Origin of the sequence: Sulfitobacter sp. M368 (genome assembly GCF_025141875.1) — a bacterium.
In the GTDB taxonomy this organism is placed as follows: domain Bacteria; phylum Pseudomonadota; class Alphaproteobacteria; order Rhodobacterales; family Rhodobacteraceae; genus Sulfitobacter; species Sulfitobacter mediterraneus_A.
Genome location: NZ_CP081113.1, coordinates 2194487 through 2210130 on the forward strand (window position 1 = coordinate 2194487; position 15644 = coordinate 2210130).

Here is a 15644-nt window from a genome sequence, read left to right on the forward strand (position 1 = left end):
CACAAGCGATCCGGCACTTGTGCGAGAATCCGCACAGATCATTGGCGGAAATCTTCGGGCCGGATGCCATAGCGGGCCAGTTTGTCATAAAAGGTCTTGCGCGGCAGCTTCAGTGCCTCGGCTGCCGCCGAGGCCTGCCCAGCCGCACGGCGCAACGCGGCCTCAAGCAATGACTTTTCCACCAGCGACATTTGCTCATTCAGCCCAAGCGCGGCATCGGGGGCCACATCATCGGGCAATCCCATTACAAAGCGCATCGCCACCGACATGAGCGAACGTGCATTCCCCGGCCAGTCACGCCGCATCAGCCCCGCCACCACCTCTGGCGTGACGTCCGGTTTTTGAAGGCCCGCCTGCTCAGCCGCCTGATCGACGTAACGGCGGAACATCACGGGGATGTCCTCTGGCCGCTCGGCCAAAGACGGAATGCGCACGCTGAGCCCCTCCATCCGGTAATAGAGATCGGCGTTGAACCGGCCCGCGTTGACCTCGGCCTTGAGGTCGCGGGTGTTGCCCACCATCAGGCGCACCCCTTCGGACGGGCTGCCGGTTTCGCTGAGTGTGAGTTGCAGTTGCGGGGACAAATGGGTGATTTCATCCACAAACAGGCTGCCGCCATCGGCCTCTTGCACCGCCTGGGCAAGCGTTTCCGCCGTCAGGCCTGCCGCCGCGCGTTTGACAAAGGGCGCTTTGGACCGGGCCGAGCTGAGGTGAATGACCTCTGCCACCTTCGACGTGCCCGACCCCGGCGCACCGTTGACGAGCACATCCTCTTCGGTCTGCGCCACCAGACGCACCCGCTTGCGCAAAGCCTCCGCCATCGCCGAGGTGCCAAAAAGCATCCGTGCCGCCGGATCGCCGGTTTCAACCAGCTTCAACAACCTGCGATTTTCCAGCACCAGCGCACGGGTCTTGAGCGCCCGTTCCAGCACGCCCAGCAGATCGGCAGGCGCACAAGGTTTCTCCAGAAATCCGAAGGCGCCCTGCCCCATCGCCGCCACGGCCATGGGAATATCGCCCTCGCCGGTCAGCAAGATCACCGGCAGATCGGCGTCCTGCTTCTGCGCGTATTGCAACAGATGAAACCCATCCCGCCCCGGCATCCGAATGTCCGACAGGATCACTCCGTCAAAATCCGCCGTGATCCGGTCCTTGGCCGCCACAAAGGATCCGGCGGTGATCGCGGTGATCTCAGCCAGCTCAAGCGTTTGGGCCAATGCCTCGCGCACGGCGGAATCGTCATCCACCAATAGTACCTGCCCTGTCATGCCACCTCTGCCTGCTTCACCTGATCTGCGGCGCGTTCCAGCGTCACGGAGAACAACGCCCCGCTGCCCTCACAATTGCTGCCTTTGATTTGTCCGCCAAAGCTTTGCACAATGCCATAGCTGATCGACAGGCCCAGCCCCATACCGCCCGTGTCACCCGCCGGTTTGGTTGTGTAGAACGGATCAAACACCTTGTCGGGCATTTCGATCCCCGGCCCGGTGTCGCGGAAATTCACCGTCAGCGCGTCGTCATCTGTCACCGAAATGCGCAGCACTTTCAGATCACTGTCACTCATGGCATCCACGGCATTGGTGATCAGATTGACAAACACCTGCCCCAGACGGACCTCGCCGCCGCGCACCCACAATGGGCCATCCCCTGCCGGATCATAGATCAACTCAACCCCCGCATCGGCGATATGATTGGCCGTCAGATCCAGCGCCGATTGCAGCACCGCCCGCAGTTCGACCCGTTCATCGGGGCGGTTTTCCTGCCGGGCAAAGGCCCGCAGGTTCTGGATGATCCGCCCCATGCGCCGTGCCATGTCCGAAATGCGGGTGAGGTTTTCGGTGGCGCGGTCCGGTGCGCCGCGGTCCATGAACTGCACCGCGTTTTCGGCAAAGGACCGGATCGCCATCAAGGGTTGGTTCAATTCATGGCTGATGCCCGCAGACATCTGGCCCAAGGCACTTAACTTGCCCGCTTGCACCAGATCATCCTGCGCCCGCCGCAAGGCCGCCTGCGCCTCCTCGCGCTCTGCCGCCTCGCGGCGCAACTGGGCGTTGGTGTCGCGCAAGGCGGCGGTGCGTTCCGCCACCCGCGCCTCAAGCTGCACATTGGCCTGTGTGAGGGCCCGCCGCCGCTCCGCTGCGAGAAACAGCAACGATCCAAAGGCAAGGCAAAGCGCCGCCACGGCCGCTGCCTGCGCCAGCGCGAACTGCCGGGTCTGCGCCACATCAAGCAAAACCTCGCCGGTGAGCCCGATGACCGGCAGAGCCTGGGTCAGATGCAGACCTTCTCGCGGCAGATACGGACCCCAGCCCAGCTGCCAGATTTCATGCCCGCCAATGTACCGCGCCGAAAAGTCGGGCGCATCGCCCTGGGGCGGGAGCAATCCGGGGCTGTCTTCGGGCCGCTGCCAGAACAGGATCTCGGATCGGTTGGAGATATAGACCTCCCCCGCCGCATCTGTGAAAAACGCCGGCGGATTGGTGCCGCGCCAATTGTAATCAATGCCATTGAGATCGGTCATGACCACGACCGCGCCTTGCACACGGCCTGAGGGATCAAACACCGGCGCGGCATGGAAAAACGCACGGCGGGTCAAGGGCTCTCCCGGTCCATGACCCCAGCCCAACGCCCCGCGCAGCGCCCGTTTGATATAGCGCTGCTGCGCCAGATCGGCAGGTTCCGCGCCAATGGCAGAGGCCGCAACGCGCCCTTGGGCATCCACGATCAACACGTCCAGTGCCGCCGATTTATCCGCCACCTCCAGCAGCAAATCTGTGCTGCGGGTGACACCAATGCCCGACAATTCCGCCGCGACAGTGGGGTGATCGGCCAGCATCACCGCCAGATCGCGATAGCGCTGCAATTGCCCGACCAGCCGGTCACCCGCCAAGGCCAGATCGGCCTGCCCGCGCGCGGCCAGTTGATCCAGACCTTTGACAAAGGCATAGCGCCAGACCCCACCCGAAAGGGCCGCCACCACCAGCAGAAAGGCCACCACATATCCGGCCCGTTGTCGCAGATTGCCACTCATGCACCCATGATTGCACCTTCCCCCTTGCAAAGGCCAGTCCTGCGCGGCTTATCTGCCGCCATGAAAACGCTTTCCCTGTCTCCGCTTGATCCCGACTTTGTGCAAAACCCCTATGCCGCCTATGCCGCGGCGCGGGCAGATGGGCCGGTGATGTATTGGCGGGACTACGCCATGCCCGCCGCCTTTGATGCCGCCACCGTGCAGGCGCTGCTGCGCGACCGGCGGCTGGGCCGCGAGGTGCCGGAGGGCGCACGCCCGCCCTATCCTGCCCATCTGGTCGATTGGGCCGCGATGGAGGGCCACTCCATGCTGGAGCTGGAGCCGCCGCGCCACACTCGTCTGCGCGGCCTGGTCCTGCGTGCCTTTACCTCACGCCGGATCACGGCGCTGTTGCCCGATATTGAGGAGGTTACAGCGGAACTGCTGCAAGGTCTGCCGAAAGATCCCCTTGATCTGATCCCCGCCTATTGCACCGAATTGCCCGTGCGGATCATCGCCCGGCTCTTGGGCGTGCCCGAAACGATGTCAGCGGATTTGTTGCGCTGGTCCAATGCGATGGTGGCGATGTATCAAGCGGGCCGCAGCCGCGCCATCGAAGACGCGGCCAACTCCGCCACCGCCGAATTCGTGGATTTCCTGCGCGGCTATGTCGAAAAGCGCCGCAATGAGCCGCGTGATGATCTGATCACCAGCCTGATCGCGGCCGAGGAAGACGGCGAAAAGCTGACCCCGGATGAATTGATCGGCACCTGCATCCTGCTGCTGAATGCGGGCCATGAGGCGACGGTGCATTCCATGGGCAATGCGGTGAAATGCCTGCTGGAGCATCAAACCGGCCCGGCCGCACTTGCACCGGATCAGATCGGTGCCACGGTGGAAGAACTGCTGCGCTATGACCCGCCGCTGCATATGTTCACGCGTTTTGCCTATGAAGATATCAAATTGGGCGGAGTGACCCTGAAAGAAGGCGACGAAATCGCCCTGATGCTGGGGGCCGCAGCCCGTGACCCGGCAGTCTTTGAAAATCCTGATGTGTTTGATCCCTACCGGCTCGCAAAGCCCCATGCCGTCTTCGGCGGCGGCCTGCACTTCTGTGTCGGCGCCCCGCTGGCACGAATGGAACTGCAGGTGGCCCTGCCCGCGCTGTTTGAGCACCTGCCGCAGATGTCACTGGCCGAGGTGCCGCGCTATGCCATGAGCTATCATTTCCACAAACTGGACCGGTTGATGATCGCGCCATAGCAGGCGGCACTGCATGACGCAGACACCCGGGGCTTTGCCCCGAACCCCAGAGGTTTAAGGGCCAAATGAAGAAAAAGGCGCCCTTCTCTTCATTTGGCCAGAAAAACCTCCGGGGGGAGCGCCGCGCAGCGGCGGTGGGGGCTGGCCCCCTATCCGCCGGTGTCAGGCACTACGGCTTGCGTCAGTCATCAAACCCCAGAAATCTTGTGACATTTTCCACCGGGCGGCGACGTGACACAACATCATTGGCAACAAACCCATCATCCGGCCAGCCCAGTGCGACACAGGTCAGGATAACTTGATCTTCGGGGATCTGCGCCACCTCACGCACCACGGGACTTTGCATGATGCCCTGCCCGTTGATTACCGCGCCAAGCCCGCGGGACCAGGCGGCAAGGACCAATCCATAGGTCATTGCACCCGTGTCAAAATGCGCAATCGTGTTGTTCAGCAAGCTGCGGTCGAAGCACACGACGATGGACACCGGCGCATCAAACTGGCGAAAGCCGCGCATGACCCAATCCTGCCGGCGCTCTGCATCGTGCCGCTCGATCCCCATCGCCTCGAAAAGCTGAATCGCGATCTCGATCTGGCGTTGGCGGTGTTCCCCCTCGTAGGCGGCATAATCTTCGATATCGCGGGTCGGGGTCACGCCGCCCAGCATCCGTTCGGTGTTGCCTTTACGGACCTGCTCAAGCGGTTCTCCGGTCAGCACGTGCAAATGCCAGGGCTGGGTGTTCATCGAGGAGGGCGCGCGATTGGCCAGTGCGATCACTTCTTCCAGCAACTCCTGTGAGACCGGTTTGTCCAGAAACCCCCGAATGGAACGGCGCTCTTGAATCGCCTGATCGATATTCATCATCTTGCCCTGCCTTGCTGTGCGTTTGGCCTCACGCTACGGCGCGGCGCGGCGCGTCCCAACCCCTTATGGCCGCGACGCTGCGTCAGCTGGGGCGCAGTATCCGATCAAAGCGGCAGCATCACCGTGGATTTGATCTCTTCCATCGACAAAAGCGCAGTCACATTGTGCACACGCACCTCTGAAATCAGCGCCTGATAGAAGGCGTCATAGGCGCGGGCGTTCTTTACACGCACCTTGAGGATATAGTCGATGTCACCGGCCAGGCGGTGCGCCTCTTGCACTTCGGGGCGGTCTTGCAGCGCCTTGAGGAAGGCTTTTTGCCAGTCCGCCTCATGCTCGGACGTCCGGATCAGCACAAAGAAACAGGCCTCGAACCCCAGCGCCTCGGCATCCAGCATCACGGTCTGTTGGCCGATCACCCCGCCCTCGCGCAATTTGCGAATCCGGTTCCACACCGGGGTCTTGGATGAGCCGACATTGCGGGCGATATCATCAAGCGATTGGCTGGCGTCGCGCTGTAGCTCGGCCAGGATTTTCCGGTCAGTCTCATCAATTCGGACAGTCATTCTGTATTTTCCATTTCAGGCGGTTATCTGTTCTTTCTGCGCTGCGGTATGGAACAAATGTCCTTATCTACCGCCGCATCTAGCGGAATATCGGGAATATTTCCTATATTGAGGGTCAAGTCAAACGAAGTCGGGGCCTGTTATGGATCATTTCCCAATCTTTCTTGCCACCAGCGGCCAGCGCATTGTGCTGTCCGGCGGCGGCGATGCGGCATTGGCCAAACTGCGGCTTCTGCTCAAGACCACTGCTGAGATCCACGTTTACTCCCCTGCCCCCGCCGCCGAGATCGACCTTTGGGCCGCGCGGGGCAAACTTCAGTTGCATCGGCGATCGCTCCGTTCCGGAGATGTCGCCGGTGCAGCGCTTTTCTATGCTGCGGATGAGGATGACGCGCTGGACGCCGAAACCGCCGAAATCGCCCGCGCCGAAGGCGCGCTGGTCAATGTGGTGGACAATCTGGAGGCCAGCGCCTTTATCACGCCCGCCATTGTGGACCGTGATCCGGTAACCATCGCAATCGGCACCGAAGGCGCCGCGCCGGTTCTGGCCCGTGCCATCAAGGCCGATCTCGAAGAACGCCTGCCCAGTACGCTTGGCACCCTGGCGCGGATCGGCAAAGGGTTTCGCAAGATGGCCGAGGCGTTGCCCTTCGGCCGTGCCCGCCGCGATTTCTGGCGTGACTATTATTTCGACACCGGCCCCAAGGCGATGACAGCCGGCGAAGCCGAGGTGCGTCCGGCGCTGGACGCCCTTTTGGACGATCATCTGACCCGCACCGCGCGCGCGGGGCATATTGCCTTTGTCGGTGGCGGTCCGGGCGATCCTGAATTGCTGACACTCAAGGCCCGCCGCGCCTTGGACGAGGCGGATGTGGTGATCTATGACCGCTTGATCAGCGCCGAAATTCTGGAACTGGCCCGCCGCGAGGCGCTGATGATTGACGTGGGCAAGGAGGGGTTTGGCCCCTCCACATCGCAAGAAACCATCAATGATCTGCTGGTCCAGCACGGATTGGCCGGGGCGCAGGTTGTGCGCCTGAAGTCAGGCGATGCCACTGTCTTTGGCCGTTTGGACGAAGAGATCGAGGCGATTGATGCCCATGGCATCGGCTGGCACATCGTGCCGGGGATCACATCGGCTTCTGCCGCTGTGGCCGCCATTGGTCAAAGCCTGACGCGGCGCGGGCGCAATGCCTCTGTGCGGTTCCTGACGGGCCATGACATGAAAGGGTTTGCCGATCATGACTGGGCCGCGCTGGCCCGGCCGAATGAAGTCGCTGCGATCTACATGGGCAAGAAATCCGCACGCTTTGTGCAAGGCCGCTTGATCATGCACGGCGCAGATCGTGCCACGCCTGTGACCGTGATCGAAAATGCCTCCCGCCCCGAACAACGCATTCTGGAGACCACTCTGAATGCCCTGCCTGATGATCTGACCAAGGCCAATATGACCGGCCCCGCCCTGACCTTTTATGGCCTTGCGCCGCGTGCCGCCGCCATTGCCGCCACTGAAATTCCGTTTGAGGAGATGGCCTGATGCCAAAACCCTTCACCCCCAAAGTTGTCACCGCCAATGCCTTGCTTGAAGGCGATGTGATCTACCAAACCGCCGCTGGCTGGAGCCGCGATCTGAAAGACGCGGAGATCCTCACCGATGAGGCCCACGCCGATCTGCGCATGATCGAAGCCAGCGCCCAGGTGGATCTGGTGGTTGGTGTTTATCTGGCCGATGTCTCGCTGGATGGCGACACCCCGCGCCCCACCCATTTCCGCGAGGATTTCCGTGCCACGGGCCCCTCGAACTATGCCCATGGCAAGCAGGAGCATATCTGATGTACAGCTATACCGAATTTGATCACGCCTTTCTGGCCGAGCGCAACGCGCAGTTCCGGGGACAGGTCGAACGCCGCATTGACGGGTCACTGACCGAGGATGAATTCAAGCCTCTGCGCCTGATGAACGGTCTGTATCTGCAACTGCATGCCTATATGCTGCGCGTGGCGATTCCTTACGGCACGCTGAACAGCCGCCAGATGGAGAAACTGGCCGAGATTTCAGAGCGTTGGGACAAGGGATATGGCCATTTCACCACCCGCCAGAACATCCAGTATAACTGGCCGCAACTGCGCGATGTGCCTGATATGCTGGATGCATTGGCCGAGGTGAACCTGCATGCGATCCAGACCTCCGGCAACACGATCCGCAACGTGACCGCCGACCATTTCGCCGGTGCCGCAGCGGATGAGGTGGCCGATCCCCGCCCGGTGGCCGAATTGATCCGCCAATGGTCCACCGACCATCCGGAGTTTCAGTTTCTGCCGCGCAAGTTCAAGGTGGCTGTCACTGGAGACACCGCTGACCGTGCGGTAATCAAGGCCCATGACATCGGGCTGCGCATCGTCAAACGCGGCGAAGAGATCGGCTATGAAGTGATTGTTGGTGGTGGCCTTGGCCGGACCCCGATGATTGGCAAGGTTCTGTATGAGTTTGTATCTCAGGAAGACCTGCTGCCGACACTGGAAGCCATTGTCAGCGTCTACAACCTGCTGGGCCGCCGCGATAACAAATACAAGGCGCGGATCAAGATCACCGTGCATGAAAACGGCATTGAGGACATTCGTCAGCGGGTCAACGAGCGCTATGCGTTGATCCGTCCGCAGTTCACCGGCGTTGATCAACAGATGCTGGCGCGGATCGAGGCGGATTTTGCCGCGCCTGAATTCAAGTCGGCGGATCAGACGCCTTACCTCAACGCCTATAATCAGGATCCCCTGTTCCGCAGCTGGGCCGACACCAACCTGACAGCGCACCGCAATCCGGAATATGCCATCGTGTCTATCTCGTTGAAAGCACACGGCAAAACACCCGGCGACGCGACGGGCCGGCAGATGCGTCTGATGGCGGCATTGGCCAAACGCTATGGCCATGATGAGCTGCGCATCAGCCACGAACAGAACGTGATCCTTCCGCATGTGCATCGCGGTGATCTGCCGTCGGTCTATTATGCGCTCAAGGCCGAAGGTCTGGGCACGGCCAACATCGGTCTGATCTCTGATATCATCGCCTGCCCCGGCATGGACTATTGCGCCCTTGCCACCGCGCGGTCGATCCCGATCGCACAGGAGATTGCCACCCGTTTTGACGAGTTGAAGCTGGAACATGACGTTGGCCCGCTCAAGATCAAGATTTCGGGCTGCATCAACGCCTGCGGGCATCACCATGTCGGCCATATCGGCATTCTGGGTCTCGACCGTGCTGGTGTGGAAAACTACCAGATCACGCTGGGCGGCGATGGCACCGAGGATGCGACCATTGGCGAACGGGCTGGCCCCGGATTTTCTGCAGATGAGATCATCCCGGCGGTGGAACGTCTGGTACTGGCCTATCTGGATCTGCGCAATGATCCCGCAGAGACATTCTTGCAGACCTATCGCCGCCTCGGTCTCGCGCCGTTCAAGGCCGCGCTTTATCCGCAGGTTGCGGGCAAGGAAAGTCGGGCCAATGCCGCTTGATGACATCGGGACTGTGAGTCCTCACGCGAACCGGCTGCCGCCGGAGGATGCACTGCAGGTGGAGGTGGCCCATCTGAATGCCGCCCTGCGCCATCACAGCGCCACGGACGTGCTGCGCCGCGCGGTCGAGGTGCTGCCGAACCTTGCGCTGGTGTCCAGCTTTGGCGCGGAATCGGTCGCACTGCTGCATCTGGCGTCGATGGTGAAACGGGATTTGCCGGTGCTGTTTATCGACACCCAGATGCTGTTCACCGAAACACTGGTGTACCAGCAGGAACTCAGCGAACGGCTGGGCCTGCACAATGTGCGGATCATCAAGGCGGCGGATCTGGAGACCCATGATCCGGACGGCACCTTGCATCAGCGCGACACCGACGCCTGTTGTGACCTGCGCAAAACGCGACCGCTGGCGGCGGCGCTGGAGGGCTATGACGGCTGGATTTCAGGACGAAAACGGTTTCAATCCGGCACCCGCGCGGCGCTTGAGTTCTTTGAGGTCGAGGCAGGAACAGACAACAACCCGGCCCGCATCAAGGTCAATCCACTGGCCTATTGGTCCTCGCAGGATGTGACTGATTACATTGACGAAAACCGCCTGCCTCGGCATCCGCTGGTGGCCAAGGGATTTCCCTCTATCGGCTGCGCGCCTTGCACATCCAAGGTGGCACCGGGCGAGGATGCCCGCGCGGGGCGCTGGCGCGACCAGGACAAAGAAGAATGCGGCATTCATTTTGTGAACGGCAAAATGGTGCGCACAGGAGATATGACATGACACAGTTGATCAACGACACCGGTTTTGTGGCGGATGACTGGACCAAGGGGTTCTGTGGCGCAGGTGCCGCAAATGATTGCGTGGCGCTGGATCTGGCATCGGACAGCGATCCCAACAGCGTCGAACTGGCCCCCTCGATCGAGATGATCCGCATTGATTTCCCGTCCTCGGCCGATGGGCGCGGCTTTACGATTGCGCGGGCCTTGCGTCTGCGCGGGTATCAGGGCCGCTTGCGGGCCAAGGGGCATCTGCTGGCCGATCAATATGCGATGGCGCGGCGCTCCGGATTTGACGAAGTTGAGGTCAACGACGAGATCGCCGCCCGCCAACCTGCGGATCAATGGCTGTTCCGTGCCGATTGGCAGGCCCATGATTATCAGTCCCGTCTGCGCGGCGCCCCTGCGACCTGACGTGCAATTGCCCTTTGGGGCTTCATCTTCTAAGACAAGGCCGCAAGCGCCGCTTGCGTGATTTTTTAATGACAGAGCAGACCCCCGTGAACCAAACCGCCGCCAAACCCGTGCCGACCCTGCCCGATGCGCAGACCGTGACATCCGTCAAACACTGGACCGACCGGTTGTTTTCCTTTCGGGTGACGCGCCCGGCCTCCCTGCGGTTCCGCTCGGGCGAATTTGTGATGATCGGGCTGATGGGCGATCCGCATCCCGAAACCGGCAAACAAAAACCGCTACTGCGCGCCTATTCCATCGCCTCTCCGGCGTGGGACGAAGAGTTGGAGTTCTACTCGATCAAAGTGCAGGACGGCCCGCTGACCTCCAAGTTGCAGCACATCCAGCCCGGTGATGAAATCATTCTGCGCCCCAAACCTGTTGGAACGCTGGTGCATGACGCCCTGTTGCCCGGCAAGCGCATCTGGTTTTTTGCCACCGGCACCGGCTTTGCCCCCTTTGCCTCGCTCCTGCGGGAACCGGAGACCTATGAGAAATTCGAAGAGGTGGTGATCACCCATACCTGCCGCGATGTGGCAGAGCTGGAGTATGGCCGCCGGTTGATCGAAGAGCTGAAGTCAGACGAGCTGATGCAGGAACTGATCGGCGCCGAGAACCTGAACAAGATCCGCTATTACCCCACCACCACGCGGGAGCAGAGCCCAAAGATGGGCCGGATCACAACGCTGTTGCAGGATGGTACGGTCTTTGCCGATCTCGGGATCGACGGGATCAATGCCGAAACCGACCGTGCGATGGTCTGCGGCAGCCTTGATTTCAACAAGAACATCCTTGCGATCCTCGAAGGTTTCGGCCTTGAGGAAGGGGCAAATTCAGATCCCAAACACTTTGTGATCGAAAAGGCGTTTGTGGGTTAGGGTCAGGACCCATTCATTTTGCGCCGCTGGCGTCCAAACCGCGAAAATTCAGTGGTTTGAGACATGCAGCAGCTAACGGGTTAACTGCAAATGGCTCACGCCGCTGAAATGAAGAGGTTTGGTCGTCTGAAAGATTTGGCGGGTTTTCCCTGTGAGCTGCGTTACAACTGCTTGAAATTCAACAAGAGTTCCTGCGCAGAGGTGCCTGACCACAGTAAAAACCTGCCAAACCAGCGACGTAAAATGAATGGGTCCTGACCCTAAGCCACTGACGTAAAGACAAAAAGAAACCGCGCCCTGTTGCCAGAGCGCGGTTTTTTGTTTCCGGTGAAAGGGCTGATTACAGACCCATCGCCTCGCGGACCTTTTCCAATGCAGCTTTGAGCAGTTCAGGATTGTCCTGCGCCTTGCGCACTGTTTCGGTCAGCAGTTTTTTCTTCACCGCGCCCAGTTCGGAGTCCTCGATCATGGTGCTGACTTTCTCGAAGTCAAAGCCATCCACGCTCAACAACTGATCCAACATAGACGTTTCAGCCGCCTCGGCGGTTTCGCTGATGGCCTCAGCAGTGTCAGTGGCAGAATCTGTTGCCGCTTCGGTGGTTTCGGTCACCGCATCGGTCGCTGCCTCTGTGGCCTCGGAGGCCGCCTCTGTCGTTGCTTCCGCCGCCTCGGTTGCGGTCTCTGTTGCGTCTGTCGCAGCGTCGGTTGCCGCGTCGGCCGCTGCATCTGCGGCCTCGCCGGCTGTGTCAGTGGCTGCATCAACAGTGTCCGTTGCAGCCTCGGTGGCGGTGTCGGCTGCATCGCTGACCGCTTCGGCTGTGGCATCTGTCGCTTCACTTGCGGTCTCTGTCGCCGCTTCTGCGGCATCGCTGGCCGCTTCGGTAGCGGTTTCAACTGCATTTTCAGCGGCTTCTGCCGCGGCATCCACGGCGTCACTTGCCGCTTCGGCTGCGGTATCGACGGCATTGACTGCCGCGTCTGTCGCTGCTTCGGCAGCTTCACTTGCGGCCTCTGCTGCGTCACTTGCAGCGGCGGCGGCATCATCCACGGCGTCGCTGGCAGCGTCCGTCACGGCAGTTGCTGCCTCGGTGGCCGCTTCGATCGCGGCAGGTGCGTTCACGGCATCAGCCGCCTCCGTCGCCACTTCGGTCGGCGACTTGCCGGAGAACAACATATAGCCCCCCAGACCAATCACGGCTGCAACGATAATCCAAATAGCATTTCTCATGTATGATCCCCATAATTCCTGCGCCTTTCGGGGGCTGATCCCCTTTTGCGGCTGCTGCTTGGTCAATTGCGCCTGTTGCGGCATCTGTTCAAGGGGAATTTCCGGCCGGAAGCGGCCCTCCGCCGCAATTACACGCTTGAAGTAGTGCCGTGGCGGGTTTACTTTACATCCTCGCTAATAGTGAACAATCAAAGGACAATCACCATCGCTCGCAGACCCCATAACGCGCCGCCCCAACGTGACACCGGCCCGCGCGTCAATGACAACATCCGCTCCCCTGAAATTCGCCTGATTGGCGCTGACGGTGAAAACGTCGGCGTTGTGACGCCGGCCCGCGCCATGGAAATGGCAGATGAGGCCGGGCTCGATCTGGTAGAAATCTCGCCCAATGCCAACCCGCCCGTGTGCAAGATCATGGACTTTGGCAAATTCAAGTACGAGACCCAGAAGCGCGAAGCCGAAGCACGCAAAAAGCAAAAGATTATCGAGATCAAAGAGGTCAAGTTCCGCCCGAACACCGACACCAATGATTACGATGTGAAAATGCGCAATGTGTTCAAGTTTTTGGACAATGGCGACAAGGTGAAAATCACCCTGCGTTTCCGGGGCCGCGAGATGGCGCACCAGAACCTGGGCCGCGAGTTGCTTGAGCGGGTCGCGGAGGACACCAAAGAGGTGGGCCGCGTGGAGAACTTCCCTAAGATGGAAGGCCGCCAGATGGTCATGCTGATCGGACCTTTGCCTTCAAAATAGACCAACATGGTCTTCCCTTCGCTCCCTCAAGGGGGAGCGACTGAAATTTCTGCCACTATCCGATTGGGATGAGCGCGCTTGGATCGAGGAGCGCAAAAGGAAGCGCCCGCCTCGTCAAACCGAATGTCTGCCTATGGCGAAAGGGGGTGGGTCCGGCGCTGGGAAATCAAAGTTTGGCCGGTGGCAGTTTTTCACGCCGATCTATTTTCCCAATCCTTCAAAGTTAAGCAGCTTCTGAGTCATTTCACGTATAGCCAAATATTCAGTTTCCGAGCACTCGTACATTTGCCCTGACAGTTGCCCATCAGGCCACGCCCAAGGCTTAAACCCATTTTGAAGGTCGACACCTTCAAGCCCAATGAACCCTGCCCGACCATCCTTAAATTCTGTTGTTCCATCGCTGAAGATGTCTGTAATCTCCAAGATGACGCCATCGTCGTCAGCATGAATATACTGTAAAACGACCCAATTGGACTTTTGGTCCAACTTGTTTGTTTTTCTGTCGAGAACGTTCCGAAGGTAACGCATATCAAACGCCTAAAATTCTGATCCGATAGTTCTACATTTCTGTGACTTTATTTTCTGCTTCCCAAATCAAAAAGCCCCCGCTCTCGCAGGGGCTTCTCTGTCTCTTCAATACAAAATCTCTTACCGCAGCAAGCCGGTGATGTTGCGGACAACGGCGCGGCGGTTGGCAGGCTCGTCGTCCAGGGACGGCACCTTGAGGTCCGACTCGCCGTAGCCTTGGGTGATCATGTTCTGCGGCGGCACGTCGAAATATTCGGTCATGGCCAGCGCCACAGTTTCTGCCCGCCGATCCGACAGCGCCAGATTGTAGGTGGCATTGCCCACAGCATCGGTGTGGCCCTCCACAAGAATCACCGTGCGCGGATCTTTGGCAATCAGATCACTCAGCGTCCGGCCAATCCGGGCAAGGCTGCGTGCCTGTTCAGGGCGGATCGCGGCAGAGCCAGTGGCGAATTGGACCGCATCCAGTTCAAGCTGCGGCGCGAGGGCACGAACCTGCGGGATCTCACGCACCTGGCGCAGCGAGAAACGCCGCCCCTGGTCCGACATCATCTCGGCCTGAAGTGCCGCCCGCAAGTCGGCCTCTTCACGTTTGCCAACCTGATTGTCGCTCTGAACCACCTGCGGCAGCTCGTTCACGATCACTTCCTGTTCTTCGACCAGATCATCAACAAGGACAAATTCCCGGCCCTGCGGATCAACCGAGATCCGGCGCAGCACGGTGCCATCGCGGCCTCGTATCGTTACGATCTTGGAATTGTCCGGTTTGGTCACGATTGTGCGGGTGGAACCGTCACCAAAGGTCTCGGTGCGCACTTCGTCACCGGGGCGGCGGATCAGGGCGTCATCGTCCTTGAGCACACGCAGATCGCCATTGGGATCTTCGACCACAACGCGGTCGCCCGAGCGGCTGACCACTTTGTCGCCGTTTTTCAGAACGGATCCCACAACCACAGCGCCAAGGCCAAGCAGAAGGGCTTTTTCGAATTTGCTCAACCCGCCATCGTCTTTGGCTACAGGCTGGTCACTGCCGGTCACGGCGGTGTCAAACTCCTCGTCTGATGAGCGGACCTCATCCTGCTGAACCTCTTGCGTGGTCACTTCCGCCTCGGCATTGCCTTCGGCAGCGGCCTCTGCTGCGGCACGGGCGGCGGCGCGCTCCGCCTCACGTTCTGCGCGGCGCTGTGCACGGCGCTCTTCGCGGCGAGCCTCCTTGGCGGCCTGTTTTTCAGCGTCTTTGGCAGCTTTTGCTTCAGCTTGAGCGTCCTCTTCGGCTGCGGCTTCCGCTGCCGCTTCCGCTTCGGCGGCAGCTTGTGCCGCGGCTTCCGCGTCCGCAGCCGCTTGCGCCTCTGCTTCAGCTTCCGCAGCGGCCGCAGCTTCTGCCGCGGCCTGTGCTTCGGCTGTTGCCTCGGCCTGCGTTTCAGCCGCCGCCTGTGCGGCCGCTTCTGCATCCAGCTTGGCCTGCGCGTCCGCCGCGATCTGCGCCTCGACCTTCGCGGCCTCCGACAGCGCGGACTGTTCGGCGATCAGTTTTTCAAGAGCGGTGCGATCCAGCCCCAGAACCCGGCCGGCGTCATAGGCATCGGCAATCCGGTTGCCGTCGATCTGGCAAGGAAACTCCAGCAGCCCGTCAACGTCACACTGCGGCAAATCACCCGCAGATTGGGCCAAGGCGGGGGCCGGCATGGCCATCGCCAGACACAGGCCGAGAGTTGTGGTGGATTTCAGAATCTGTTGCATGTGGTGGTCCTCATTACGCTTGGCACCGTGAAACGGCGCTTTCTACTCAACGCAAAGTGAGGGCTCAGGGTTCCGCTATGCAA

General features: G+C 60.5%; 15 protein-coding genes. 8 read left to right on the forward strand and 7 right to left on the reverse strand.

Translation table 11 applies throughout. The features are described 5' to 3' along the window. Positions 1–38 precede the first annotated feature (38 nt). Together K3754_RS11005 and K3754_RS11010 are read right to left on the reverse strand one after the other, a co-directional pair. Positions 39–1268: a sigma-54 dependent transcriptional regulator gene (locus K3754_RS11005; protein ID WP_259937229.1), complete on the reverse strand. Its 1230-nt coding sequence runs from the start codon at positions 1266–1268 to the stop codon at positions 39–41. After that, complete coding sequence (locus tag K3754_RS11010) at positions 1265–3031, reverse strand: ATP-binding protein (protein WP_259937231.1); 1767 nt, start codon at positions 3029–3031, stop codon at positions 1265–1267. The genes K3754_RS11005 and K3754_RS11010 overlap by 4 nt, the downstream gene beginning before the upstream one ends. A gap of 60 nt (positions 3032–3091) precedes the next feature. On the opposite strand from K3754_RS11010, the gene K3754_RS11015 reads away from it, so the two are divergent. Further along, entirely contained in the window at positions 3092–4273 is a 1182-nt protein-coding gene (locus K3754_RS11015; RefSeq protein ID WP_259937234.1) for a cytochrome P450, read from the forward strand. Positions 4274–4454: 181 nt separating this feature from the next. Here the strand turns inward: K3754_RS11015 and K3754_RS11020 are convergent, their stop codons facing one another. Beyond that, the gene (locus K3754_RS11020; RefSeq protein ID WP_259943328.1) at positions 4455–5132 is read right to left on the reverse strand and encodes a nitroreductase; all 678 of its coding nucleotides are present in this window, start codon (positions 5130–5132) and stop codon (positions 4455–4457) included. Between the two features lie 107 nt (positions 5133–5239). Then, complete coding sequence (locus tag K3754_RS11025; protein WP_025048271.1) at positions 5240–5701, reverse strand: Lrp/AsnC family transcriptional regulator; 462 nt, start codon at positions 5699–5701, stop codon at positions 5240–5242. 142 nt (positions 5702–5843) lie between these two features. On the opposite strand from K3754_RS11025, the gene cysG reads away from it, so the two are divergent. The 6 genes from cysG (at position 5844) to K3754_RS11055 (ending at position 11312) form a co-directional block, all read left to right on the forward strand. Beyond that, positions 5844–7238 carry a siroheme synthase CysG gene (gene cysG, locus K3754_RS11030; RefSeq protein WP_259937241.1) on the forward strand — a complete coding sequence of 465 codons (1395 nt, stop codon included), beginning with the start codon at positions 5844–5846 and terminating at the stop codon, positions 7236–7238. Next, a complete protein-coding gene (locus K3754_RS11035) occupies positions 7238–7534 on the forward strand; it encodes a DUF2849 domain-containing protein (RefSeq protein ID WP_259937243.1) in 297 nt (98 codons plus the stop codon). Before cysG ends, K3754_RS11035 begins: the two co-directional genes overlap by 1 nt. Next, positions 7534–9213 carry a nitrite/sulfite reductase gene (locus K3754_RS11040; RefSeq protein ID WP_259937245.1) on the forward strand — a complete coding sequence of 560 codons (1680 nt, stop codon included), beginning with the start codon at positions 7534–7536 and terminating at the stop codon, positions 9211–9213. The genes K3754_RS11035 and K3754_RS11040 overlap by 1 nt, the downstream gene beginning before the upstream one ends. Continuing rightward, positions 9203–9985: a phosphoadenylyl-sulfate reductase gene (locus tag K3754_RS11045; protein ID WP_259937248.1), complete on the forward strand. Its 783-nt coding sequence runs from the start codon at positions 9203–9205 to the stop codon at positions 9983–9985. Before K3754_RS11040 ends, K3754_RS11045 begins: the two co-directional genes overlap by 11 nt. Then, a complete protein-coding gene (locus K3754_RS11050) occupies positions 9982–10395 on the forward strand; it encodes a DUF934 domain-containing protein (RefSeq protein ID WP_203211014.1) in 414 nt (137 codons plus the stop codon). Before K3754_RS11045 ends, K3754_RS11050 begins: the two co-directional genes overlap by 4 nt. A 68-nt stretch (positions 10396–10463) precedes the next feature. Continuing rightward, positions 10464–11312, forward strand: coding sequence for a ferredoxin--NADP reductase (locus K3754_RS11055; RefSeq protein WP_259937249.1), 849 nt, complete (start codon positions 10464–10466; stop codon positions 11310–11312). A 340-nt stretch (positions 11313–11652) separates the two neighbouring features. Here the strand turns inward: K3754_RS11055 and K3754_RS11060 are convergent, their stop codons facing one another. Continuing rightward, on the reverse strand, positions 11653–12540 hold the full coding sequence (locus K3754_RS11060; RefSeq protein WP_259937250.1) for a translation initiation factor 3: 888 nt from the start codon (positions 12538–12540) through the stop codon (positions 11653–11655). Positions 12541–12744: 204 nt separating this feature from the next. Here K3754_RS11060 and infC point away from each other — a divergent pair, with 204 nt between their 5' ends. After that, on the forward strand, positions 12745–13293 hold the full coding sequence (gene infC, locus K3754_RS11065) for a translation initiation factor IF-3 (protein ID WP_217621284.1): 549 nt from the start codon (positions 12745–12747) through the stop codon (positions 13291–13293). Positions 13294–13494: 201 nt separating this feature from the next. On the opposite strand, the gene K3754_RS11070 is transcribed toward infC, so the two are convergent. Together K3754_RS11070 and K3754_RS11075 are read right to left on the reverse strand one after the other, a co-directional pair. Further along, positions 13495–13821 carry a hypothetical protein gene (locus tag K3754_RS11070; RefSeq protein WP_259937251.1) on the reverse strand — a complete coding sequence of 109 codons (327 nt, stop codon included), beginning with the start codon at positions 13819–13821 and terminating at the stop codon, positions 13495–13497. Between the two features lie 120 nt (positions 13822–13941). Then, positions 13942–15561: an OmpA family protein gene (locus K3754_RS11075; RefSeq protein WP_259937252.1), complete on the reverse strand. Its 1620-nt coding sequence runs from the start codon at positions 15559–15561 to the stop codon at positions 13942–13944. Positions 15562–15644: the final 83 nt, after the last annotated feature.